Source organism: Microbispora sp. NPDC049125 (assembly GCF_040802045.1).
Lineage (GTDB): Bacteria > Actinomycetota > Actinomycetes > Streptosporangiales > Streptosporangiaceae > Microbispora.
The window spans coordinates 66,652-89,369 of record NZ_JBEZDW010000036.1; the positions used below are offsets into that span (position 1 = coordinate 66,652).

18 protein-coding genes are annotated in these 22,718 nt (G+C 73.1%); 9 read left to right on the forward strand and 9 right to left on the reverse strand.

Annotated elements, in window-relative coordinates:
* Window positions 1–64: 64 nt before the first annotated feature.
* Window positions 65–1,675 (reverse strand): dolichyl-phosphate-mannose--protein mannosyltransferase, encoded by a 1,611-nt coding sequence (locus AB0B72_RS31800; RefSeq protein ID WP_367742960.1) that lies wholly within the window; start codon window positions 1,673–1,675, stop codon window positions 65–67.
* A gap of 106 nt (window positions 1,676–1,781) precedes the next feature.
* On the opposite strand from AB0B72_RS31800, the gene rsmI reads away from it, so the two are divergent.
* Window positions 1,782–2,603: a 16S rRNA (cytidine(1402)-2'-O)-methyltransferase gene (rsmI, locus tag AB0B72_RS31805; protein ID WP_367742961.1), complete on the forward strand. Its 822-nt coding sequence runs from the start codon at window positions 1,782–1,784 to the stop codon at window positions 2,601–2,603.
* On the opposite strand, the gene AB0B72_RS31810 is transcribed toward rsmI, so the two are convergent.
* The gene (locus tag AB0B72_RS31810; protein WP_367742962.1) at window positions 2,604–4,064 is read right to left on the reverse strand and encodes a hypothetical protein; all 1,461 of its coding nucleotides are present in this window, start codon (window positions 4,062–4,064) and stop codon (window positions 2,604–2,606) included.
* 96 nt (window positions 4,065–4,160) lie between these two features.
* On the opposite strand from AB0B72_RS31810, the gene AB0B72_RS31815 reads away from it, so the two are divergent.
* The 3 genes from AB0B72_RS31815 (at window position 4,161) to AB0B72_RS31825 (ending at window position 7,923) form a co-directional block, all read left to right on the forward strand.
* Window positions 4,161–5,402, forward strand: coding sequence for a glycosyltransferase family 2 protein (locus tag AB0B72_RS31815; protein ID WP_367742964.1), 1,242 nt, complete (start codon window positions 4,161–4,163; stop codon window positions 5,400–5,402).
* Window positions 5,403–5,467: 65 nt separating this feature from the next.
* Window positions 5,468–7,060, forward strand: coding sequence for a methionine--tRNA ligase (gene metG / locus AB0B72_RS31820; protein WP_367742965.1), 1,593 nt, complete (start codon window positions 5,468–5,470; stop codon window positions 7,058–7,060).
* 5 nt (window positions 7,061–7,065) lie between these two features.
* Entirely contained in the window at window positions 7,066–7,923 is an 858-nt protein-coding gene (locus tag AB0B72_RS31825; RefSeq protein WP_367742966.1) for a TatD family hydrolase, read from the forward strand.
* A 19-nt stretch (window positions 7,924–7,942) separates the two neighbouring features.
* Here AB0B72_RS31825 and AB0B72_RS31830 read toward each other — a convergent pair whose 3' ends face one another.
* Window positions 7,943–9,391: an FG-GAP repeat protein gene (locus AB0B72_RS31830; RefSeq protein ID WP_367742967.1), complete on the reverse strand. Its 1,449-nt coding sequence runs from the start codon at window positions 9,389–9,391 to the stop codon at window positions 7,943–7,945.
* Window positions 9,388–10,965 carry a serine/threonine-protein kinase gene (locus tag AB0B72_RS31835; RefSeq protein WP_367742968.1) on the reverse strand — a complete coding sequence of 526 codons (1,578 nt, stop codon included), beginning with the start codon at window positions 10,963–10,965 and terminating at the stop codon, window positions 9,388–9,390. Before AB0B72_RS31835 ends, AB0B72_RS31830 begins: the two co-directional genes overlap by 4 nt.
* 158 nt (window positions 10,966–11,123) lie before the next feature.
* Between AB0B72_RS31835 and rsmA the strand changes: the two genes are divergently transcribed.
* Window positions 11,124–12,017 (forward strand): 16S rRNA (adenine(1518)-N(6)/adenine(1519)-N(6))-dimethyltransferase RsmA, encoded by an 894-nt coding sequence (gene rsmA, locus AB0B72_RS31840; protein ID WP_367742969.1) that lies wholly within the window; start codon window positions 11,124–11,126, stop codon window positions 12,015–12,017.
* 57 nt (window positions 12,018–12,074) lie between these two features.
* Here rsmA and AB0B72_RS31845 read toward each other — a convergent pair whose 3' ends face one another.
* Window positions 12,075–12,692, reverse strand: a complete 618-nt coding sequence (locus tag AB0B72_RS31845; RefSeq protein WP_367742971.1) for a TIGR03086 family metal-binding protein — start codon at window positions 12,690–12,692, stop codon at window positions 12,075–12,077.
* An 86-nt stretch (window positions 12,693–12,778) separates the two neighbouring features.
* On the opposite strand from AB0B72_RS31845, the gene AB0B72_RS31850 reads away from it, so the two are divergent.
* Window positions 12,779–13,444 (forward strand): TetR/AcrR family transcriptional regulator, encoded by a 666-nt coding sequence (locus tag AB0B72_RS31850; RefSeq protein WP_367742972.1) that lies wholly within the window; start codon window positions 12,779–12,781, stop codon window positions 13,442–13,444.
* Between the two features lie 107 nt (window positions 13,445–13,551).
* Here the strand turns inward: AB0B72_RS31850 and AB0B72_RS31855 are convergent, their stop codons facing one another.
* Together AB0B72_RS31855 and AB0B72_RS31860 are read right to left on the reverse strand one after the other, a co-directional pair.
* On the reverse strand, window positions 13,552–14,940 hold the full coding sequence (locus tag AB0B72_RS31855; RefSeq protein WP_367742973.1) for an FG-GAP repeat protein: 1,389 nt from the start codon (window positions 14,938–14,940) through the stop codon (window positions 13,552–13,554).
* The gene (locus AB0B72_RS31860) at window positions 14,937–15,494 is read right to left on the reverse strand and encodes a hypothetical protein (RefSeq protein WP_367742974.1); all 558 of its coding nucleotides are present in this window, start codon (window positions 15,492–15,494) and stop codon (window positions 14,937–14,939) included. Before AB0B72_RS31860 ends, AB0B72_RS31855 begins: the two co-directional genes overlap by 4 nt.
* 115 nt (window positions 15,495–15,609) lie before the next feature.
* Between AB0B72_RS31860 and AB0B72_RS31865 the strand changes: the two genes are divergently transcribed.
* Window positions 15,610–16,461, forward strand: a complete 852-nt coding sequence (locus AB0B72_RS31865; RefSeq protein WP_367742975.1) for an SAM-dependent methyltransferase — start codon at window positions 15,610–15,612, stop codon at window positions 16,459–16,461.
* A 46-nt stretch (window positions 16,462–16,507) separates the two neighbouring features.
* On the opposite strand, the gene AB0B72_RS31870 is transcribed toward AB0B72_RS31865, so the two are convergent.
* Together AB0B72_RS31870 and AB0B72_RS31875 are read right to left on the reverse strand one after the other, a co-directional pair.
* Window positions 16,508–17,995, reverse strand: a complete 1,488-nt coding sequence (locus tag AB0B72_RS31870; RefSeq protein ID WP_367742976.1) for an FG-GAP repeat protein — start codon at window positions 17,993–17,995, stop codon at window positions 16,508–16,510.
* Between the two features lie 128 nt (window positions 17,996–18,123).
* Window positions 18,124–19,515: a serine/threonine-protein kinase gene (locus AB0B72_RS31875; protein WP_367742977.1), complete on the reverse strand. Its 1,392-nt coding sequence runs from the start codon at window positions 19,513–19,515 to the stop codon at window positions 18,124–18,126.
* A 164-nt stretch (window positions 19,516–19,679) separates the two neighbouring features.
* On the opposite strand from AB0B72_RS31875, the gene AB0B72_RS31880 reads away from it, so the two are divergent.
* Both AB0B72_RS31880 and AB0B72_RS31885 read left to right on the forward strand, forming a co-directional pair.
* A complete protein-coding gene (locus AB0B72_RS31880; RefSeq protein WP_367742978.1) occupies window positions 19,680–20,606 on the forward strand; it encodes a 4-(cytidine 5'-diphospho)-2-C-methyl-D-erythritol kinase in 927 nt (308 codons plus the stop codon).
* 12 nt (window positions 20,607–20,618) lie between these two features.
* A complete protein-coding gene (locus tag AB0B72_RS31885) occupies window positions 20,619–22,424 on the forward strand; it encodes an ABC-F family ATP-binding cassette domain-containing protein (RefSeq protein ID WP_367742980.1) in 1,806 nt (601 codons plus the stop codon).
* The last annotated feature ends 294 nt before the right edge of the window (window positions 22,425–22,718 follow it).

Genomic DNA, 22,718 nt, shown 5'->3' on the forward strand with positions numbered 1-22,718 from the left:
GGACCCCACCGTTGACGACGACCGAGCGCCACTCGCGACCACCCCCGCCCCACCATACGGGGGGTCAGATCCACGAACGGAAGAGCATCCGGGCGTTCCACGCGTCGTACGGTATGACCTCGGCGGCGATCACGGGGTAGAGCCAGGCGAAGTTCACCAGCGCCAGCAGCACGAACGCGCCGACGACGGCCGACCCCACGACCCTGCGGCCGGGCCTGGCGGCCTTCGCCGGCCCCATGATGAGCCCGCAGGCCAGCACGATCGCCAGGATCATGAACGGCACCATGGGGATGGCGTAGAACAGGAACATCGTCCGGTTGTCGGCGATGGCGAAGTAGAACCAGGGCAGCCATCCGGCGGCGTATCCGAGCAGCACCGCGCCGGCCCGCCAGTCCCGGGTCGCCACGTACCAGGCGATCATGGCGATCAGCGCCAGCACGCCGCCGAACCAGATCACCGGTGTCCCGACGCCGAGCACGGCCCACGAGCAGGAGGGCGCGCCGCAGCTCTTGGGCGACTCGTAGAAGAACGCCACCGGGCGCAGCAGCAGCGGCCACTGCCACGGCTCCGACTGGTAGGGGTGGGTCGCCTCCAGGCCGGTGTGGAAGCTCAGCACCTGCTTCTGGTAGCTCAGCCAGGAGCGGAACGAGTCGATCACGAAGTAGATCGGGCCGTTGGAGGTCGCCTGCGTCCAGTTGCGCCCGTAGCCCTTGTCGGTGGCGAACCAGCCGGCGAAGGAGGCGAGGTAGGTCAGGACGGGGACCAGGGCGGTCCACGCGGCCGCCAGCGGCAGGTCGCGGCGGAGCGTTCCGGCGTACGGCCGGCCGACTCCGGCGGCCCGGCGCGCGCCGACGTCCCACAGGAGCGACATGATCAAGAAGGCCGCGAGGTAGAGGACGCCGGTCCACTTGGTGGCCGTCGCCGCGCCGAGGCAGATCCCGGCGGCCAGCCGCCAGGGCCGCCAGCCGAGCGAGGGGCCGATGCCGTCGCCAGGAGAGGCGCCGTCGAGCCAGTCGGCCAGCCGGCGCCGGGACCAGTCGCGGTCGGCCACCAGGCAGGCGAACCCGGCGAGCACCCAGAACATCAGGAAGATGTCGAGCAGTGCCGTGCGGGACAACACGAAATGCAGGCCGTCGAGGGCGAGCAGGAACCCGGCGACGCAGCCCAGCAGCGTCGAGCGGGTCATCCGGCGGGCCGTCCTGGCGAGGATCAGGATCGACAGCGAGCCGAGCAGCGCCCCGGCGAAGCGCCAGCCGTAGGGGTTGGGGCCGAAGATCAGCTCACCGAACCCGATGACCCATTTGCCGAGCGGCGGGTGCACCACGTAGTTGGCGCACTGGTCCACCTGGGCGCAGGCCTTGAAGATGTTGCGGTTGCCGGCCAGCAGGAGCTTGTCCGCGCCGTCGACGAACTGCCGCTCCGCGCCGTACTTGACGGTCGCCCACGCGTCCTTGGCGTAGTAGGTCTCGTCGAAGACCACCGAGTGCGGCGTGCCGAGCTTGGTGAACCGCAGGACGGCTCCGAAGACGGCCACCGCTATGGGGCCGAGCCAGCCCCACATGGCGCTGCCTGGCAAGGGAGGCACCAGCCGGTCGCGTACGGGGACCGGAGGATCGCCCTCCGGCCCCTGCTCCGGCTGCTCGAACGCCTGGTGAGAGAAGTCGGTCACGGCCACGCGAACACAGTACTGGCGGGACCAGGTATGGAACACGGCCTACGCGCCGATTGGGAACATCTGGCCTTTGGAGGGTGAACGTTTCATGGAGTCATAGGCTGGACGGGTGCTTATTCTCGCCGGTGCCCCGATCGGACGGTCAGGCGACGCCTCACCTCGGCTGCGAGAGGTCCTGGAGACGGCCGACGTGGTCGCGGCCGAGGACACCCGGAGGTTGCGCAGGCTCGCATCCGACCTTGAGGTGACCATCACCGCCCGGATCGTGTCCTATTACGACGCCAACGAGGCCGCGCGGGCGAAGGAGCTCCTGGAGGCCCTCCTCCAGGGGCAGACCGTGGTGGTGATCACCGACGCGGGCATGCCGGGGGTCTCCGACCCCGGCTACCGGCTCACCCACCTCGCGGTCGAGGCCGGCGTCCAGGTGACGGCGCTGCCCGGGCCCTCCGCGGTGACGACCGCGCTCGCCGTCTCCGGCCTGCCCAGCGACCGGTTCTGCTTCGAGGGCTTCCCGCCGCGTAAGCCGGGGGAGAGGTCCAGGCGCCTGGCGGCGCTGGCGGACGAGGAGCGCACGATGGTGTTCTTCGAGGCGCCGCACCGCGTGCGGGTCTGCCTGGAGGCGATGGCCGAGGCGTTCGGGCCGGACCGCCCGGCCGCGCTGTGCCGGGAGCTCACCAAGACCTACGAGGAGGTGCGGCGGGGCACGCTGGCCGAGCTCGCCGAGTGGGCTGCGGGCGAGGTCAAGGGCGAGATCACGCTGGTCGTGGCGGGGCGGGCGCCCGACGAGACGCCGCCGAGCATGGAGGAGCTGATGGACGAGGTCGCCCGCCGGGAGTCCTCAGGCGTGCCGCGCAAGCACGCGATCGTCGATGTGGCGAGGTCCGCCGGCGTCCCGAAGCGGGAGCTCTACAACGCCGTTCACGGCCTGTGATCAGGTCTCACGCCCGCGCCGGCGCATGCTCGCGATCGTGATGGCGGCGGCCATGCAGGCCAGAGGCGCGGCGGGCAGCAGGTAGCGGTAGTCGAACTCGGCGGTCGCCGCCGGGGCCAGGATCAGCCCCACGGCGCCGAGCCAGGGGAGCAGCGCCGGGCCGCCCAGGTCGCGCCAGCGCCGCGCCACGCCGTACAGGCCGGCGAGCAGCATCAGGCCGAGGACGGTGCCGGGCAGGCGTACGGCGCCCTGGTAGGCGATCATGATGTCCGACCAGGGGGAGACCGCCCGCGTGGCGGCCGGGCCGTTCTCGTACGCCTCGGCGTCCTTGTCGGTGGTGCTGTGGTAGGAGCTCCACTTGGCCAGCTTGCGGGTGTACTCGTTACTGAACTCGTACTGCAGGAACGTCTTGGCGTCGGGGAAGTACGGGCGGTCCCAGCGGAAGGCCCGGAAGAAGTCCTTGGCCATCGTGGCGAGGTAGTCGGCGGGCTGCGCCAGGATCGCCTTCTTGGCGAACTCGCTCGCGGTGGCGTTGATCTCGGGGGTGAACTTGGTGCCCGAGCCGAAGACGTGGAGCTGGTTCTGGTTGTCCCACCACAGGTACGGCTGGGCGGAGGCCTCCCGCTTGTCCGGCGGCGTGTTGATGCACAGCAGCGCCAGCTCCAGCTCCTTGCGCTTGTCCAGGTTCATCTTGTGGCAGTCGGCGAACAGGGACGTGCGCATGTAGAGGATGACCCCGTCGCTGTTGGTCATCGCGAACTGCCCGTTCACCGCCTTGAACCAGCCCATGTACGCCACGACCGGCAGGGCGCAGGCCACCACCATCGCGGCGATCGGCTGCCAGCCGGTCCGCTTGATGAGCAGGTAGCCCACGACCAGGGCCAGGATGGGCAGGCCGATGCTGCGGGTCAGCGCGGTCAGCGCCAGCAGCAGCCCGACGGCGGCGCCGGCCCGCCAAGTCATCCGGGTGTGCCAGAGCACGAGCGTCACCACGGCGACGACGAGCAGGGTGAACATCGAGTCCGACATGACGAGCTGTTCGAGCTGGATCTGGTACGCGTCGAACAGCACGGGCGCCGCCGCGAGCGTCGCCCCCCAGGCTGGGACGCCAAATTTCCTGGTCAGCAGCGCGTAGATAAGGACGGCCGCCGCCAGCCCCATCAGGTGCTGGGTGAACACGACGAACGCGAAGCTGTGCAGCGGCCTGAGCAGCAGCAGCCAGAAGCTGTACCCGTCCGGCCGGATCGGGTGGGGCCGCGGGCGCAGGGCCACCGAGACGTAGTCGTAGGAGTCGTTGAACCACATGGCCGGGCCGAAACCGAGCATGGTCACGATTCGAAGAACGGCTCCGGCGCCGAATGCCGCCGCGAAGACGCGGTGGCGGCGGAGGAACGCCAGGACGCGCCGCCATCCGCCCTGCGGAGAGGCGTCGACCGAAGGTGGATCAGCGACCGCGACCATGGTTACAGAATGCCAGCCGTTTTGTGGACTTGACTCGGACGCTACGGGGAAGCGGGCATCATTGGTGTCCTGCCGTCATATGCAAGGAGTTGCGACGTGGAACTTACCGTTGTCATGCCCTGCCTCAATGAGGCCGAGACCGTTGAGATCTGTGTGCGCAAGGCCCTGTCGAGCATGCGTGAGCACGGCATCGACGGCGAGGTGGTGATCGCCGACAACGGCAGCACGGACGGGTCGCAGCAACTGGCCCGTGACGCGGGCGCCCGGGTGGTCCACATTGACGAGAAGGGTTACGGAAACGCCCTGATCGGTGGCATCCGCGCCGCGCGCGGAAAATACGTGATCATGGGTGACGCCGACGACTCCTATGACTTCACCAGCTTGATGCCGTTCGTCGAGCAGCTGCGCGAGGGCGCCGAGCTGGTCATGGGCAACCGGTTCAAGGGCGGCATCGCGCCGGGCGCCATGCCCCCGCTCCACCGCTACCTGGGCAACCCGGTCCTGTCGTTCATCGGCCGGCTGTTCTTCCCGAGCGCGATCGGCGACTTCCACTGCGGCCTGCGCGGCTTCCGGCGCGACTCGATCCTGCGCCTGGGCCTGCAGACCGGCGGCATGGAGTTCGCCTCCGAGATGGTCGTCAAGGCGACGTTGCAGGGGCTGGAGGTCCGCGAGGTCCCGACGACCCTGTCGCCCGACGGCCGCTCCCGCCCGCCGCACCTGCGCTCCTGGCGGGACGGCTGGCGCCACCTGCGCTTCCTGCTGCTCTACAGCCCCCGCTGGCTGTTCTTCATCCCCGGCCTCGCCCTGATGACGCTCGGCCTCGTCGCGGGCGCCGCGCTGACGTTCGGCCCGGTCTACATCGGCAAGCTCGCCTTCGACGTCGACACGCTGGTCGGCGCGTCCGCGATGGTGGTGAGCGGCTTCCAGGCGGTGCTGTTCGCGCTGTTCACGAAGGTGTACGCGGCCGAGGAGGGCTTCCTCCCGGAGGACCGGCGCATCAGGAAGCTGGTCGACATCGTCACCCTGGAGAAGGGCCTGCTCGCGGGCGGCCTGCTGGCGGTCGCGGGCATCGTCGGCCTGGTCGCCTCGCTGGCCCACTGGGGCGGCAGGGGCTTCGGCGAGCTGATCCCCGCGGAGTCGCTGCGCCTGGTCGTGCCGTCCGCCACCGCGTTCGTGATGAGCTTCCAGACGATCTTCGCGTCGCTGTTCATCAGCATCCTCGGCATCCGCCGTACGCGTGAGAACCCGGTCGACATCGCCGCGTCCGCCGCGGAGGAGGCGGCCCAGGCGGTCACCCGCGAGCCCAGCGCCAGCGCAGGCAGCAGCGCCGGCGCGTGACGGGCACGCTCACCGGCGCCGGTATATGAGCGGAGCCATCGGCGGAGGGCCGATAGGATTTCGCCATGGCGGCTACAGGATCGACAGCAGGCGGAGAGCCGGCGTTCTATGTCTCGACGCCGATCTACTACGTGAACGACGCTCCGCACCTGGGCCACGCCTACACGACGGTCGCGGGCGACGTGCTCACGCGCTGGCATCGCCAGCGCGGCGAGAAGGTGTGGTACCTCACCGGCACGGACGAGCACGGCCAGAAGATCATGCGGACCGCCGAGGCGAACGGCGTGACCCCGCAGGAGTGGTGCGACAAGCTCGTCGAGGAGGCGTGGAAGCCGCTGTGGCGGCACCTGCGCATCGCCAACGACGACTTCATCCGCACCACCGAGGAGCGGCACACCAAGCGCGTCCAGGAGTTCGTCCAGGATCTCTACGACAAGGGCGAGATCTACCGGGGCGGCTACGAGGGGCCCTACTGCGTCGGCTGTGAGGAGTACAAGTCCCCCGGCGACCTGCTCGACGGCGATCTGTGCCCCATCCACAAGACCCCGATCGAGTGGCTGAAGGAGGAGAACTACTTCTTCAAGCTCTCCGAGTACGGCCCGCGCCTGCTGGAGTTCTACGAGAACAACCCGGGCTTCATCCAGCCCGCCTCCGCGCGCAACGAGGTCCTCCAGTTCGTCCGCCAGGGCCTGCAGGACCTGTCGATCTCCCGGTCGACCTTCGACTGGGGCATCCCGATTCCCTGGGACTCCAAGCACGTCATCTACGTGTGGATCGACGCGCTGCTCAACTACGCCACGGCCGTCGGGTACGGCTCCGACCAGGACAAGTTCGACTCGACGTGGCCCGCCGACGTGCATCTGGTCGGCAAGGACATCCTCCGCTTCCACGCGGTGATCTGGCCCGCCATGCTCATGGCGAACGGCCTGCCGCTGCCGGGCAAGGTCTTCGCGAACGGCTGGCTCATGGTCGGCGGCGAGAAGATGAGCAAGTCCAACCTCACCGGCATCTCCCCGCAGGAGCTGACCGGCCACTTCGGGGTGGACGCCTACCGGTACTACTTCCTGCGGGCGATCCCCTTCGGCCAGGACGGCTCGTTCTCCTGGGAGGACTTCTCCGCCCGCTACACCTCCGAGCTGGCCAACGACTTCGGCAACCTGGCGTCCCGGGTGGCGGCCATGGTCGGGAAGTACTTCGACGGCACCCTCCCGGAGGCGTCGGCCGCGGGCCCCGCCGAGCAGGCGGTGGCGGACGGCCTGGCGGCCGCCGTCTCCCGGGCCGACACGCTGATCGGGGACGAGCTCGACTTCGCCGCCGGCCTCGGGGCGATCTTCGACTTCGTCAAGCAGGTCAACGGCTACCTGAGCGAGCAGGCCCCGTGGAAGGTGGCCAAGGACGACTCGCCGGAGGGCCAGACCAGGCTCGCCACGATCCTCTACACCGCTGCCGAGTCGCTGCGGGCCATCGCGGTCCTGCTCAACCCGGTGATGCCCGACATCTGCGAGAAGCTGTGGGCGTCCCTCGGCGCGGAGCCGCATCTCGGGGCCCTCGCCGACCAGCGGATCGGCGACGTCGCGACCTGGGGACGGCTGCCGGCCGGAGCCTCCGTCGTGAAGGGCGAGATCCTCTTCCCGCGCCTGGACGAGGCCAAGAGCTGACGCCGATGCAGAACGAGCTTCCCGCGAGGCCCGAGGCGCTGCCCGCCGAGGTGTTCGACAGCCACTGTCACCTGGACATCATGGTCGGCAACCGGCAGGCGTCCTCGGGCGACCCGGTCGCGCGGGCGGCCCAGGCGGCGAGCGCCACGGTCGGCTCCATCCTCGACGAGGCCAGGGCCGTCGGCGTGACGCGGCTGGTCACGGTCGGCTACGATCTGCCCTCCTCCCGGTGGGGCGCGCAGGTCGCCGCCGACCATCAGGACGTCTACGCGGGCGTGGCCATCCACCCCAACGAGGCGCACGCCGCCACCCCGGAGGTCCTCGGCGAGATCGAGGAGCTGGCCCGGCTGCCGCACGTGCGCGCCGTGGGGGAGACGGGGCTCGACTACTTCCGCGACTGGGCCTCCCGTGAGGACCAGCACGCGAGCTTCCGGGCGCACGTCGAGATCGCCAAACGGACCGGCAAGGCGCTGGTCATCCACGACCGGGACGCCCACGACGACGTGCTCGCCGTGCTGGCCGACCAGGGCGCCCCCGACGTCGTGGTCTTCCACAGCTTCTCGGGGGACGCCGAGATGGCCAAGCGGTGCGCGGCGGCCGGCTACTTCATGTCGTTCTCCGGCCCGGTGACGTACAAGAACGCGGGTTACCTGCGCGAGGCCGCCCGCGTCGCCCCGGTGGAGCTGATGCTGGTCGAGACCGACGCTCCGTACCTGCCGCCGGTGCCGCACCGGGGCAAGCCCAACGCGCCGTACCTGATCCCGCTGACGCTGCGCTGCCTCGCGGAGGTCAAGGGCATGGACGTGGCCGCCTTGGCCGCCGCGATCAGCGTGAACGGCGAGGCCGCGCTCGGCGCCTGGTGACGCGCCCCTGAACGGCGGATCACCCGGCGACCGAGGCGCCGAAGTCGGCGGATCCGCCTCCCTCGACCTCCCCCGGACCGTGGAACGCGGGCGGGCCGTCGCCGAGCACGGCCACCCGGCCGGTGGCGTCCCGGTCCGGCGCGCCCACCACGAGCGAGGTGCCCGGCGTGACCGCGTTCCCGCCGCCGCTGTCGGAGACCGACGTGCCGAGGTGCTCCCCGCCGGCCGCGCCGCTCAGCAGCGGGTCGCCTTCGTCGCCGTCCAAGGCGATCGACCGCACCGTGCCCGCCTCCCGGCCGCCGGACCCGGCGTACGGGCAGCCGGCCGCGAGTGACAGCACGCCGCGCGCGTCCCACCAGGTGAGGCTCCACGCGGGCACCCCTTTGAGGGCCCGCAGCGGGCGCACCTCCCCGGCACCCTCCCGGGCGAAGATCTGGACGACGCCGTCGTCCCGCGCGTCCGCGTCGGCCAGCGGCGCGCCGGCCGCGAGGTAGCCGTTCCCCTTCCACTCCGCGTAGTCGAGCGTGTAGCCGAACCGGTCGCCGGACGCCTCCCGCACCGTGGTCGTGGCCTGCCGCAGGTCCCACTTGGCGCTCGTGTAGGAGCCCTTGGCGGTGGCCACGTCGAAGACGACCCCGACCATGCCGGCGTCGATCTTCCCGGACGCCACCTGCCTGCCCGTGCCGTCGTCGTTCTCGTACGGCACGCCGACGGCGAGGTCGAGCACGTCGGGCTTGCCGCCGAGGTCGCCGAGCGCCAGCGCCCACCCGTACATGTCGCCGACCTCGCTGTTGCCGATGATCCCGGCGGAGTCCTGCGTGATGACGGCCAGCGGACGGACGACTCCCGTCACGGTGCCCGTGGACGCCGCGCCGGCGACGTCCCCGGACGCCTCGAACAGGTGGATCGCCCCGGAGTCCTTCTCGCCGTCGCTGTCGGCGTGCGGCTCGCCGACGGCGACGAGCGCGCCGCCGGTCTGCTCGGCCGCCGCCAGCGACCAGCCGAAGTGGCCGTCCCGCTGCCCCTTCGCCGGCCTGAGCGCCGACACGAGGGGCGGCGCGCCGGGCCTGCCGTGGAAGACGTAGACCGCGCCGGAGTCGGGCCCGCCCTCGCCGTCGGCGTAGGGCGCTCCCACGATCACGTCGAGACAGCGGTCGCCGTCGACGTGCGCGGTCCGCACGGACCAGCCGAAGCCGTCCCCGGCCGCGGGCTCGGGGGCGTGCAGCACGAGTGTCCCGCCGCGCCCGCCTCCGAGCAGGACGTGCACGGCCCCCGCCCCCTCCTTGCCGTCGACCTCGGCGAACGGGTCCGCCGCGATCACGTCGTCGGTCCCGTCGCCATCGGTGTCGGCGGCGCTCGCGGTGGCGCAGCCCGCGCGGGCGGCGGCCGTACCGGACGGCCAGACGGTGGCGGGCAGCAGCACCGCGGCCGGCAGGAGCAGGGCTACCAGGGAGCGCGTGAGCCTCACAGCCGCACCTCCACACCGTCGGCGAAGACCAGCCGGGCGGGTCTGCGCCCCGGCGGCAGATCGAAGATCAGCACTCCGTCGGCCCTGCCTCCCGGGGGGAGCGCCGCCGGCGGAGAGGTGGAGTGGCTCTCGGCGGCGTGTTCGCCGCCCCGGTCGTCCACCAGCCGGGGCCCGGCCGGGACGAGGAGAGCGTCGTTGCCGCCGAGGTTCACCGCCGACCAGCCGATCACGCACAGCGTGGCCGCGGGGGCCGTCGCCTCGCCGTACGACCGCAGGCCGCAGCGCGGCGGCCGGGGGACGAGAAGCTGGGTGTCGTACCCGGCCACCCGGATGTGCCTGCCGACGTCCCCGCCGGGCGTGGGCGTGCCGGCCGTCACCGGCGAGGCCGCCGTGCGGGCGCGCGCACCAAGCGGCTCGTCCCGGCCGGTCACGCTGACCAGCACGGCGGCGGTGACGGCGAGCGCGGCGACCACGGCCGCCGCGGCCATCAGCAACCTTCCACCGCCCCGCCGGCCCGGGGGTGCCGTGGCGATCCCGTCCACGGGGGCCCGTTCACGGGGCGCGTATGCGCGGTTCATCTGCTCCGGCGGCACGGTGACGTCGTCGGTGACCGTCTCGGCCTCGGCGGGGCCGTCGAGGACCCGGGTGGAGCTCTGCTCGGCCGCCACGTTGGCCGGCGGCTCCCACGACCGGCTCAGCATCTCGGTGGCGGCGACGGCGGGGGACACCGCGGGGGAAGAGGTGACGGGCACCACCCCGCTCACCAGGGAGATCAGCAGCTCCTGCGCGCTGGGCCGCCGCCGGGGGTCGCGATCGGTCGCCCGGCGGGTCAGCTCGCCGAGCGGGGCGGGCAGCGCGCCCAGGTCCGGGCGGTCGTTGAGGACGCGCGCGGCGAGCGTGACCACGTCGCCGCGGCCGAAGGGGGGCCGGCCGGTGCCGGCGTAGGCGACCAGACATCCCCAGGCGAAGACGTCCGTCGCGGGGGTGACCTCCTCGCCGCGCACCTGCTCGGGGGCCCACCAGCCGGGGCTGCCGAGCAACTCGCCGGACTGGGTGAAGCCGTGGGTGGCGTCCAGCGCGCGGGCGATCCCGAAGTCGATCACCCGGGGGCCGGTGATGGAAAGGATCACGTTGGCCGGTTTGAGGTCGCGGTGCACCAGGCCCGCCACGTGGATCGCGGCCAGCGCCGCCGCCACGCCGAGCGCCACGCCGTGGAGGGGGCCCGGCTCCAGCGGGCCGTACCGGCTGATCTGCTGGGAGAGCGGAGTCCCGGAGATGTACTCGGTGACCATGTACGGCGTGCCGTCGGCGGCGTCGCCGTTGTCGAGGACCTGCGCGGTGCAGAACGAGGCCACCCTCCGCGCGTTGCTCACCTCGGCGTGGAACCGCGCGGCGAAGTCCTCGTCCAGGTTGAACTGGGCCTTCACCACCTTGACCGCGACCAGCCGCCCGGCCGGGGCGACCGCCAGGTAGACAGTGCCCATGCCGCCCTCACCGAGCCGGCCGAGCAGCCGGTAGGGGCCGACCGCGGGGGGATCGGTGGGGCGGAGCGGCTCGGCGCCGGTCGGTTCCATCTGCGGGTCTCCTAGCGGTACGGCACCGCGCGCTGTCAGGTTATCCACGTCCGCTCCGGCCGTATACGGGATGTCAGGCGCGGAGAAGGACCAGGATGGCGGTCCGCGGCGGGGTCCGCCACGTAATTCGACACGCCGGGATGCCCGACACTGGAGTCATGAGTCTGCTCGGGCCGGTCGAAGTACGCGCGTTGGCGGAGAAGCTGAACCTCCGGCCCACCAAGAAGCTGGGGCAGAACTTCGTGATCGACGGCGGGACCGTACGCCGCATCGTCAGAGTCGCGGGCGTCACCCAGCAGGACGTGGCCATCGAGATCGGGCCGGGGCTCGGCTCGCTCACGCTGGCGCTGCTCCCCGAGGTCGGCCGGGTCGTCGCCGTGGAGATCGACCCCGTGCTGGCGGAGCAGCTCCCGCTGACCGTGGCGGAGCATGCCCCCGAGCTGGCCTCCCGCCTCTCCGTCGTGCACGCGGACGCCCTCCGCGTGACCGCGGGCGACCTCGGCGCCGAGCCCACCGTGCTCGTGGCGAACCTTCCGTACAACGTGTCCGTGCCGGTCGTGCTGCACCTGCTGGAGGCGCTGCCCTCGCTGCGCCGGGGGCTGGTGATGGTCCAGTCCGAGGTCGCCGACCGGCTCGCCGCCGGGCCCGGGTCCAAGGTCTACGGCGTGCCGTCCGCCAAGGCCGCCTGGTACGCCGACGTGCGCAGGGCGGGGCCGGTGGGGCGCAACGTCTTCTGGCCCGCGCCGAACGTCGACTCCGGCCTCGTCTCCCTCGTGCGCCGCGATCCTCCCGCGACCACCGCCTCCCGGGAGGAGGTCTTCGCCGCCGTCGACGCCGCCTTCGCGCAGCGCCGCAAGACCCTGCGGGCCGCCCTGGCCTCCTGGGCCGGTACGGCGGCCGCGGCCGAGGAGGCCCTCGTCAAGGCCGGCGTCGACCCCTCGGCGCGCGGCGAACAGCTCGGCGTGGCGGAGTTCGCCCGCATCGCCGAGCAGCGGCCCGCGTCGGCGCCCCGCATCGCCGCGGGAAGGCCGGGAGCGACCCGGCCGTCCTGATCCGCTCATCCCGAACCGTTCACCTCGCGGCCGTTCACCTCGCGGCCCAGGGGCGGCTCACCCGCGGGCCCCGCTCACGGGGGTCCACGCGGGACGCCGCCCGAGGTAGCACAGCAGCGTCTCGGCCGCGCCGGCCCCCGCGTCCGGCTCGATCGCCTCGGCGTACGCGCCGTACTTCCGGAGCGGCTCGACGATGGCGGTCGCGACGGTCATGAGCGGCGCGGCGATCTCCGGCGACAATGGCGAGGGCCGGCCGGTGGCCACCGCGATGTCCCAGGCGTGGACGGCCGCGTCGAGCGCGCACGCGCCGGACGCCAGCCACGCGGGCATCGCTCCCTGCGGAAGCGGCGTCGCCACCTCGGGGTCGGCGTCCGCGACGCCCGCGTAAGCGGTCGCCGAGGCCTCCAGGGCCCGGTCGAGCAGGGCGAGGGGATCACCCGCCACGCGGCCGGAGGGGGCGAACGGGTCCTCGGACGGCCACGGTCCCCCGGTGATCGCGGCGGAGAAGCCGATCTGGTCGCCCGCCGCGTGCTGGAGCACCTGGGTGACCGTCCACTTCTCGCACGGCGTGGGCAGGTCCCAGCCGTCGGGGCCGACGCCCGTCACGGCCTCGCGCAGGGCATCGTGCGCACGCGTCAGCAGTGCCCGCCAGTCCGCACCCGTGATCTCGTTCATGCTTCGCCCCTTCCCTGCGGAACGGAATGTTCCGCTCTGATAAGCCTATCAGAACGGAATGCTCCGTTCCAGTGTAGAGTGGCCTCATGGTGAGACAGATCGAAGGCAACGCCCCGCCCGGCCGAGCAGGACGGACGGCCCGCAACGACGCCGCGATCCTCGATGCCGCACGCGAGGTGTTCCTCGAGGACCCCAAGGCGCCGATCGCGGCCGTGGCGGAGCGCGCCGGGGTCGGCATGAGCGCCCTCTACCGCCGGTACGCGGGCAAGGACGACCTGCTGCGCCGCCTGTGCCATGACGGGCTGCGCCGTTTCATCGGCGAGGCCGAGGCGGCCGCCGCCGATCTCGACGGCTGGACCGCGCTCGCCGGTTTCCTGGAACGTGTCGTCGCCTCCGACGTGCACTCGCTGACCGTCCGCCTCGCCGGCACCTTCACGCCGACCGCCGAGATGCGACAGGACGCTGAGCGCTCCGCCGAGCTGGCCGCCGGGCTCGTGGAGCGCGCCCACGCGGGCGGGCGGCTGCGCGCCGACGTCGTCGTGGACGACCTGGGCCTCGTGCTGGAGGGATGCGCCGCGATCCGCGTCCCCGACCCGGTCAGGACCGGAGAGCTGCGCCGCCGTCACCTGGCGCTGCTGCTCGCCGGAATGGCGAGCGACCACGCCGCCCCCCTGCCCGGGCCGGCGCCGCGCCCGGGAGAGCTCGACTGGCGCTGGCGTTCCCACCGGGCGGACCCGCACGAGGGCCTGTAGCAGCCGATCTCTTGGTGCGATACCCGGCAGGAGGCGGCCTGCCGGGCGCTCACAGCCGCTCAGCCCGGCGACGCGGCGCGGGAGGCGACCCGGTCGCCCTGATCCGCTCATCCGACCGACCCGCCGAAGTCGACCGCGGTGCTGATCTCATGTGGTCGCCGCCGGGCGGTCAGGCCGGGGGGCTGAGGCACGTAGCCGTCCCCCGGGGCGAGCCAGACGGTCTCCCCGCCGCCCATGGGGACGAGCGCGACGGAGCCGGTGGTCCCCCTGTCGGGGGCGCCGGCGAGCACCCATCCGGCGCCCGCCCCCGCCACGGCCCAGCCGAACCGGTCGCGGGGGCCGGCCCCGCGTGTGAGCGCCACCGAGTCTCCGTCCAGCGAGGTGACGGTCACGGTTCCACTGCCCGGGGCCGCGCCGTACGGCGGGACGCCGTAGGGCGCGCCGATCACGAGGTCGCCGCCGGTCAGAGCCAGGGAGAAGCCGTAGGCGCCATGGCCTCGGATATCGCGGACGGGGAGGAGCTCCCCACCGGCCGGGGTGGCGAACAGCCGCACCGTGTCCACTCCCGGCGCCCCGGCGGCGAGCCAGTCGCTGCCCTCCCACGCACCGGAGGCCAGCGCGTAGCCGAACCGCGCCCCCGCTGAGGGCAGGCGGAACTGCTCGCCGCGCGGCGTCGCCTGGGCGTCCACGTCCCGCAGCACCGTGACAGCGCCCGCCTGGGCCGTCCCCACGCCGGTCTCCTGGCGTCCGGCGCCGTCGTCGGTCTCGTACGGCGCTCCCACGGCCAGGTCAGGACGGGCCGGGTCGCCTCCCAGGGACCCCAGGGCGAGCGACCAGCCGAACAGGTCGCCCGTCTCGCCGTTGCCCTGGACTCCCGGGGAGTCCTGCGTGACCCGGCGCGGAGTGCCGAGCACCTCCCGGCCGCGCAGGCGGAAGACGTAGACGGCCCCCGAGTCCGCCGCCTCAGGGGCGTCCTCGTACGGCGCGCCCACGGCGACCACCCCGGCGCTCGCCGCGACCGACCAGCCGAAGTGGCCTTTCAACCCGGCCAGCGCCGGAACCAGGGTGGTGCTGGGGCGGAATCGTCCCGGCTCCGGTTCGCCGCCCCAGACGATCTGGGCGTAGCCGTCTCCCTCAGGCGAGTAGCCGAAGTCGGGCGAGTCCACGAGCGGCACGGCGCTGAGAGAGGGGGAGCCGACGACCAGGTCGACGCACCCGTCACGGTCGATGTCCGCACGGGCGATCGGGCCCATGGGGATGGCGGGCAGCCGGGTGAGCACCGGCTGGGGACGGACGCGGGGCGGCCCGTCCTCGTCCATGAGCAGCGAGTAGAGCGCACCCTGGCCGGGGGCCGAATGCGCCTGGGCGTCCGGGTCGGCCACGATCAGCTCGGGCAGGCACCCGGTGGCGCCGGCAGGGGCGGGGCCGGCGAGGGAGCCGGTGAGCACGCAGGAGAGGAGCAGCACGCAGGCGGCGGGCACCCGGAGGATCCTCACAACATCACCCGCGTGATCGGGCCGCCGGCGACGAGCCGGCCTTCCAGCCGGGCGGGACGGCGTTCCTTCCGCATGCCGTACTTCACGGTGGTGTACACGAGCCGCTCGCCCGGCTGGACGACCGGCATCGGCCCGGGGACGTCCGACACGGCACGGTGGCTTTCGCCCCGGTCGTCCACCAACTCGGCGAACGGCTCGGCCAGCCGCAGGGGCGCCTGCCCGGGATTGCCGACGATCAGGATCATCCGGCAGGTCTGCCGGTCGGGGTGTCTCCTGCCGCCCGCGTAGTTCGAGTAGCCGCATCCGGCGGTCTGCACGACCAGCCAGGGCGAGTCGAACCCGGTGCCGAGCGGGATGCGCCTGCCGAGGTCGGTCGCCGGCGCGGCGAGAGCCGGGTGAGGCTGCCGCGGACGCACGGCCATCGCGACCCCTCCGGCGAGCAGCAGCGACGCGGTCACCGCGAGGGCGACGTACGCGAGGGTTCGCCGTGGGCGGCGAGGCGCGGGAGGTCTGCCCGCGCTCCCCGCCAGAGTCGGCATGTCACGAAGATCCACGGCTGACGCCTCCGCACTGTCCGGCCGCGACGGCTCAGGGGGTTCAGAGCCTCGTCGCCCGGTTGGACTCGCCGATGGAGGCGGAAGTTCGCGTTCTTCGCATACGATCATGGTGATGGACCGGCTGGCGAAGGGCGGACCCATGGACGAGCCGGTGGGGATGCCGGCGGGAATCGACCCCGGCATCCCGAGCGTCGCCCGCATGTACGACTACTACCTGGGCGGCAAGGACAACTTCCCCTCCGATCGCGCGGCCGCGGAAGAGATCATCGCCATCGCCCGGCGGATGGGCAACGACGCCCGGCAGGTGGCCAGGGAGAACCGGGATTTCCTCGGCCGGGCCGTTCGCCACCTCGCGGAGTCGGGCGTCCGGCAGTTCGTCGACATCGGCGCCGGGCTGCCGACCCAGGAGAACGTGCATCAGGTCGCCCAGCGGTATGCGCCCGGCGCCCGGGTGGTCTACGTCGACAACGACCCCGTCGTCCTCGTCCACGCCCGGGCGATCCTGGCCGGCGACCCCGGCACGATCGTGGTGTCCGGCGACCTGAGGGACCCGTACTCGATCTTCGACGACCCCATGGTGCGCGACCACATCGACTTCGCTCAGCCGTTCGCCGTGCTGCTGGTCGCGGTGCTGCACTTCATCCCGGAAGACGAGGTCGCCTCCGGGGTCGTCGCCCGTATCCGTGAGCGGCTGTCCCCGGGCAGCCACCTCGTGCTGTCCCACATCTACCAAGGTGACGGCGACGAGGCGGTGACCCGAGCGGGCCGGCGGCTCTACTCCACCACGACGTCCGGCGGCATCGCCAGCCGGAATCTCCCGCAGATCGCCTCGTATTTCGAGGGGATGAGCCTCCTGGAGCCCGGCATCGTGCCGGTACAGGCCTGGCGGCCCGAGACGCCCTGGGACGTTCCCGTCGATCTGGAAAGGCCGGGAATCCTCGGGGTCGTCGGCCGTATGGACTGATGCCCGGCTTCCCCGCCGCCAGCCGGTCGGCGCGGGGGACCGGGCCCTATCCGGCTACGCCCGCTCCGAAGTCCAGAGCGTCCCGTCCGGCGGGACCGGCAGCGGTGGGAAGAAGCTCGCGTGAGGCTCCGCTCGACACGCTGCCCGCCGGGGGCGTGGGTGCGCCGGTGGGTGTGAGCGTGCCGGTCGGCGGGAGTGGGCCGGTGCTCGTGAGTGCGACGGTGACGGCCCCGAGGCGGCCCCGGTCGGGGGCGCCGGCCAGGATCCGCCCGTCGGCGGTGCCGCTCACGCTCCAGCCGAAGTGGTCGTACGGCGCCGGCCGCTCCTCGGCGAGCATCCGGCGGCCGGGCGGCCCCGCGAGCGGGACGACGTGGACCGCCCCGCTCTCGGGAGCCCCGGGCCTGCTCTCCCCGGGCGCGCCCACGAGGAGCGACGGCCCTGCGAAGGCGAGCGAGAAGCCGAACCGGTCCCGCTCTCCCGCCGCGTTCCCGCTCGCGCCAGGCCCGTCGCGGAGCAGGCGGACGAAGCGGGGCCCCGAGCCGGTGCGCTGGAAGAGCAGCACGGCCCCCGAGTCGCGGACGCCGCCGGAGTCGGCCGTGGGGGCGCCGGCGGCGAGGTAGCCCTCGCCGTACGCGAGGGAGTAGCCGAAGTGGTCGCCGGCGTGGGACGGCACATCCGCCGTGACGGCGGGCATGTTCCAGCCCGCCCCCTCGTACGACCAGGGCCGCGACGACACGTCGTAGACGACGGTGACGCCGCCGGTGTCGGCCTGGCCGTTGTCCTGGTCCTCGAACGGCGCGCCCACCACCAGGTCGGTCTGGTCGGCCGCGCCGCCGATCCGGCCCAGCGCGAGCGACCACCCGAACATGTCGCCCACCTCGCCACTGCCCGGCACGCGCGGGGTGTTCTGCGTGATCCGCTGCGGCGGCCCCGGGACACGGCCGGTGAACCGGTAGACGTAGACGGCGCCGGAGTCGGTCACCTCGTCGGCGTCCTCGTGTGGTGCTCCCACCGCCACCATGCCGTCGGCGACGGCCAGGGACCACCCGAAGTGGGCCCCTGTCCTCGCCACCGGTGCCCGCAGCTCAAGCCGGGCCGGGGAGCGGCCGAAGTCGCGCCCGCCCCAGTAGACGTAGGCGACCCCGGCTCCCCGCGCCTGCGCCGAGCCCGCGCCGCCGTAGGCGAACGGGGTGGCCACCACGAGGTCGAGGCACCGGTCGCCGTCGACGTGCCCAGTGCGGGCGATCCAGCCCGGCGCGGCCGGATCGAACTCGGTGACCGCGGGGTCCAGGGGCGCTCCCGGCCTGCCGCGCAGCAGGAACAGCCGTCCGGTGCCCGCGTCAGTGCCGTCGGGGCTCGGGGCGAACGGGTCTCCCGCGACCGCGTCCCCCACGCCGTCGCCGTCGAAGTCGGCCGCCCCCGCCGCCGCGCACTCGCCGGTCACCGCCTCGGGAGTCGTCGTGGGGGTCACGGCCGCACCGCAGGTCAGGAGCAGCGCGGCGGCAACGAGCAGCACGCCGGCCGCGCGGGCCACGCGGGAACGCCGTCCACACGCGAAAGGCCGCTCCACGAAAGCGGGCACGCGCGGACCGGCCTCCTGCTTCTGCGGACCGGCCTCGCGAGGGCGGCAGACGGTGCTTGTGCCGTCTCTCACGACGTCTCTCATGACGTCTCGCCCAGGCGTACGTCGAGGGGGGCGGCGCCCGTCAGCACAGGCCCGTACAGGCGGACGGCCGTGCGCCCGGCGGGCAGGGCGTATTCGGCGCCGGCGGAGAGAAGCTCGCCCGGTTGCACGGAGGCGGGCACGGACGTCGAGCCGCCGCTCGCCTCGTGCGCGACGCCCTGGTCGTCCACCAGGGCCGGGGGGCCCGCCAGGTCGGCGGCGGCGCCGCCCATGTTGAGCACCAGCCAGTCGAGCCGGCAGGCCGTGCCGGCGCCGGCGGCCCGGCAGGCGGGGCGTTCCACGACCACCTGCACGTCCCCGATCTCGATCCGGCGGCCGATGTCGTCGGCCCGGCCCGCCGCCGGCCCGCCGTTCTCGCGGCCCGCCAGCAGGCCGACGGCCAGCCCGGCGCCCACCGCGACGGCGACGGCCGCCACGACCAGCCAGATCAGCCGCCGCCCGCGCGAGGAGGCGGGGCGCGGGGCGGCGGGGTGGAGGAGATTGGAGGGCGGGTCCCAGAGCTCCTCGATGACCTGGGTCGCGGGCTCGGAGCGGCCGCCCACGAGGGCGAGCAGCAGCTCCTGGGCGCTCGGCCGGTTGCGCGGCTCGCGGTCGAGGGCCCGGCGCACCAGCCGGTTCAGGGGGTCGGCGAGCGCGCCGAGGTCGGGGTCGGCCTCCAGGACCCGGTGGGCGAGGACCATCGGGTCGCCCTCGCCGAAGGGATGCCGGCCGTTCCCGGCGTACGCCACGAGGCAGCCCCAGGTGAAGATGTCGGCGGCCGGGGTGACGGGGCGGCCCTGGAGCTGCTCGGGGGCCCACCAGCCCGGGGTGCCGACGACCTCGCCGGTCCCCGTGTCCCCGTGGGTGGCGTCCACGGAGCGCGACACGCCGAAGTCGATCACCCGTGGCCCGGACATCGACAAGATCACATTGGCGGGCTTCAGGTCGCGGTGGACGAGCCCCGCCGCGTGGATTGCGGTCAGCGCGGCGGCCACGCCGAACGCGACGCCGTGCAGGGTGCCCGCCTCCAGTGCGCCGTACGTCGTGATCTGGCGGTCCAGCGGCGTGCCCGGGATGAACTCGGTCACCATGTACGGCCGCCCGTCGGCGGTCTCGCCGTGGCCGAGCACCTGGGCGGTGCAGAACGACGCGACCGACCTGGCGTGCTCGACCTCCGAGCGGAACCGCGCGGTGAAGCCGGGGTCGGAGGAGCGCTCGGCCCTGATCACCTTGACGGCCACCCGGCGGTCGTCGCCCGACACACCGAGGTAGACCGTGCCCATCCCGCCCGTGCCGAGGCGGCCCAGCAGCCGGTAGTCGCCGATGGCGGCCGGGTCGTTCGGCGACAGCGGGGCACTCGTGGCGGTGTCGACGTCGATCGGGGGCTCCACATGAACCGGGGATTGCCGTAACCGTACCGGGGCATGTACGGCTTTCGCCCCTATTTATGAGGATCGCTTGGGGCGGTCCCCGGGCAGGTCACGTTAGGCTCGGGTCTCATGTCTGGAGCGAACCGACGAGCCGGGAACGAGCCCGGGATCCGGGGGGACGGCCGATGAGCGCGGTCACCGTGCGGGTGCCGGCGAAGGTCAACCTCCAGCTCGCCGTGGGACCGCTCCGCGACGACGGCTACCACGACCTCGTCAACGTCTTCCACGCCGTCTCCCTGTTCGACGAGGTCACCGCCGCGGAGCCGGATGACCGGAGCGCTCCCGGCGCCACGGTCACGGTCCGGGTCGAGGGCGAGTCGGCCGCCGACGTGCCCGCGAGCGACGACAACCTGGCCGTCAGGGCGGCGCGGGCGCTCGCCGGCTGGGCCGGCCGCTCCTACCGGGCCGATCTGCTGATCCGCAAGGCGATCCCGGTGGCCGGCGGGATGGCCGGCGGCAGCGCGGACGCGGCGGCCGCGCTGGTCGCCTGCAACGAGCTGTGGGGCCTCGGCCTGCCGCTCGCCGACCTCATGGAGATCGGCGCGGACATCGGCAGCGACGTGCCGTTCGCGCTGCTCGGCGGCACCGCCGTGGGCACCGGGCGGGGGGAGCGGCTCACCGCCCTGCCGACCTCGGGCGTCTTCCACTGGGCGTTCGCGCTCGCCGACGGCGGCCTGTCCACCCCGCGCGTGTACGGCGAGTGCGACCGCCTGCGCGCGGACGCCGGGGAGGAGGCGGCATGGCCGTCGGTGAGCGAGCCGCTGCTCGCCGCCCTCCGGGAGGGTGACGCCGGGCGGCTCGGGCGGGCTCTGACGAACGACCTCCAGCCCGCCGCCCTGGCCCTGCGCCCGTCGCTGGAAGGCACGCTCCGCGCCGGCCGCGGGCGGGGTGCGCTCGGCGCGATCGTGTCCGGCTCCGGCCCGACGTGCGCGTTCCTCGCCGAATCCGAGGCACACGCCGCCGAGCTCGCCGCCGCGCTCAAGGGCGCGGACGGCTGCCGGGCCGCCGTCACCGCCTCCGGGCCCGTCCCCGGGGCCACGGTCGCCGGATAGGCTTTACGGGCGATGAACCTGGTCAATCTGGAATCCGTCTCCCACGCCTTCGGGCCGAAGCCGCTGCTCGCCGATGTCTCACTCGGGATCGAGGAGGGCGACCGCATCGGCGTCGTCGGCCGCAACGGCGGTGGCAAGACCACCCTCATCTCGATCATCGCGGGAAATCTGCGCCCCGACAGCGGCCGGGTCACGCACACCCGTGGCATGCGCGTCGGCACGCTGGCCCAGCGCGACGACTTCGACCCCGAGGCCACCGTGGGCGAGCTGGTCCTGCACGGCAGGGCCGAGCACGAGTGGGCCGGGGACGCCGGGATCAGGGAGGTCCTGGCGAACCTGCTCGGCGACGTCGACCTGACCTCGCCCGCCGCCGCCCTGTCCGGCGGTGAGCGCCGCCGCACCGCCCTCGCCCGCCTGCTCATCGGCGAGCACGACCTCCTCATCCTCGACGAGCCGACCAACCACCTCGACATCGAGGCCATCGCGTGGCTCGCCGGACACCTCGCCCGCCGCAAGTCGGCCCTGCTGGTCGTCACCCACGACCGCTGGTTCCTCGACGCGGTCTCCACCCGCACCTGGGAGGTCGTGGACGCCTCCGTCGAGCGGTACGAAGGGGGCTACGCGGCGTACGTGCTGGCCAAGGCCGAGCGGGCGCGCGTCGCGCAGGCGACGGAGGACCGCAGGCAGAACCTCATGCGCAAGGAGATCGCCTGGCTGCGGCGTGGCCCGCCGGCGCGGACGTCCAAGCCGAAGTTCCGCATCAACGCCGCCGAGGCGCTGATCGCCGACGAGCCGCCCGCGCGGGAGACCGTCGAGCTGCTCAAGTTCGCCTCCGCGCGGCTCGGCAGGACGGTGTACGACCTGGAGGGCGTCACCCTCCACGCGGGCGGCCCCGGCGCCGGCCCGCTCGTGCTCGACGACTGCACCTACCAGTTCGGCCCCGGCGACCGCGTCGGCCTGATCGGGGTCAACGGCTCGGGCAAGTCATCGGTGCTCCGCCTGCTGTCGGGCACGGTGACGCCCGACTCCGGCCGCCTCGTACGGGGCAAGACCGTGAAGCTGGCCCACCTGTCCCAAGAGCTCGCCGAGCTCGACCCCTCGCGGCGCGTGCTGGAGACCGTGGAGGAGGTGCGCAAGTACATCCAGGTCGGCAAGAAGGAGTGGTCGGCCTCCCAGCTCCTCGAACGCCTCGGCTTCAAGGGCGAGGCCCAGTGGAAGGTCGTCGGCGACCTGTCCGGCGGCGAGCGCCGCCGTCTCCAGCTCCTCAGGCTGATCATGGACGAGCCGAACGTGCTGCTGCTCGACGAGCCCACCAACGACCTCGACATCGAGACGCTGACCGAGCTGGAGGACCTGCTCGACGGCTGGCCCGGCACGCTCGTCGTGGTCAGCCACGACCGCTACTTCCTGGAGCGCGTCGCCGACCGCTGCGTGGCGCTTCTCGGGGACGGCAGGCTGTCCATGCTCCCGGGCGGCGTGGAGGAGTATCTGGAGCGCCGGGCGGCCGGTGCGGCCCTGTCGGCGCGCGCCGCCGCGACGGCCGCCGCCCCGCCCGCGCCCACGGGCCAGGAGCCGCAGGCCCCGGCGGGCCTTTCCGCCAAGGAGCTGCGGGAGCTGCAGAAGGAGCTCAACCGGCTGGAGCGGCAGGTCGACCGCCTCAGCGAGCGGGAGGCCCGGCTGCACGCCGAGATGGCGGAGGCCGCGAGCGACTTCGAGCGCCTGGGGAAGCTGGACGCGGAGCTGCGGGAGGTCGGCGTGCAGAAGGAGGCGGTCGAGGCCGAGTGGATGGAGCTCGCCGAGCGCCTCGACGCGTCGTGAGACCGTCACCTGCACGTGCCCGCGCGGCCATCGGGAAGTCAACTCTGACGTGATCGCGAGGCCGTACGGTTTCGTGGTGCCGGTGTGACCTTCGTCACATACGCCTAGACCGGTCCAGTGGCCGGGCCGGCGGCATCCCGCACATGATCAGCAGAAACGTGGGAGACCTCCAACGACCCGGAAGTGGGGGCGCCAGTGGAACGCTCTTTCGTTCTCCCCAACCCCACCGGTTTCTCCTATACCTTCTCCCTTGTTCCTTTACTGACGAATGGGGCGCAAGTGACGCCTCACGAC

Excerpts from the sequence above, each read along its gene's own strand:
- AB0B72_RS31810 (WP_367742962.1), bottom strand. The coding sequence starts at position 4,064 with ATGGTCGCGGTCGCTGATCCACCTTCGGTCGACGCCTCTCCGCAGGGC.
- metG (WP_367742965.1), top strand. The coding sequence starts at position 5,468 with ATGGCGGCTACAGGATCGACAGCAGGCGGAGAGCCGGCGTTCTATGTC.
- AB0B72_RS31825 (WP_367742966.1), top strand. The coding sequence starts at position 7,066 with ATGCAGAACGAGCTTCCCGCGAGGCCCGAGGCGCTGCCCGCCGAGGTG.
- AB0B72_RS31835 (WP_367742968.1), bottom strand. The coding sequence starts at position 10,965 with ATGGAACCGACCGGCGCCGAGCCGCTCCGCCCCACCGATCCCCCCGCG.
- rsmA (WP_367742969.1), top strand. The coding sequence starts at position 11,124 with ATGAGTCTGCTCGGGCCGGTCGAAGTACGCGCGTTGGCGGAGAAGCTG.
- AB0B72_RS31845 (WP_367742971.1), bottom strand. The coding sequence starts at position 12,692 with ATGAACGAGATCACGGGTGCGGACTGGCGGGCACTGCTGACGCGTGCG.
- AB0B72_RS31850 (WP_367742972.1), top strand. The coding sequence starts at position 12,779 with ATGGTGAGACAGATCGAAGGCAACGCCCCGCCCGGCCGAGCAGGACGG.
- AB0B72_RS31865 (WP_367742975.1), top strand. The coding sequence starts at position 15,610 with ATGGACCGGCTGGCGAAGGGCGGACCCATGGACGAGCCGGTGGGGATG.
- AB0B72_RS31880 (WP_367742978.1), top strand. The coding sequence starts at position 19,680 with ATGAGCGCGGTCACCGTGCGGGTGCCGGCGAAGGTCAACCTCCAGCTC.
- AB0B72_RS31885 (WP_367742980.1), top strand. The coding sequence starts at position 20,619 with ATGAACCTGGTCAATCTGGAATCCGTCTCCCACGCCTTCGGGCCGAAG.